Source organism: Priestia sp. SIMBA_032, assembly GCF_046535215.1.
Taxonomy (GTDB): domain Bacteria; phylum Bacillota; class Bacilli; order Bacillales; family Bacillaceae_H; genus Priestia; species Priestia aryabhattai.
Map to the genome: position 1 here is coordinate 1 of NZ_JAWRXD010001020.1, position 258 is coordinate 258.

Here is a 258-nt window from a genome sequence, read left to right on the forward strand (position 1 = left end):
TCATATGCAAGATCTCACCCCGTTCGAAGAAGACGTCTTCGCGACCGTGTCGCTGGCGACCGTCCTGCCTTTCTCGACCACAGAAGCCATTGCGGCACTAAGTGAAGACGAGCGCGAGGCTGCGGTCGAGGAGTGGATTGATTCAGGTCACGCCGAAGAGCACGTGGCCGAACTCGATTGGCACATCGACGACGCGCGCTTCACGAAAGCGCGGCGCGTGACGGATTTCGAGCTCGGTATCCCGTCACTCGACGGCGT

General features: G+C 60.5%; 1 protein-coding gene. It reads left to right on the forward strand.

The features are described 5' to 3' along the window. The coding region (locus SB717_RS37435; protein WP_410908188.1) for a hypothetical protein at positions 1–258 on the forward strand (258 nt) is incomplete at both ends.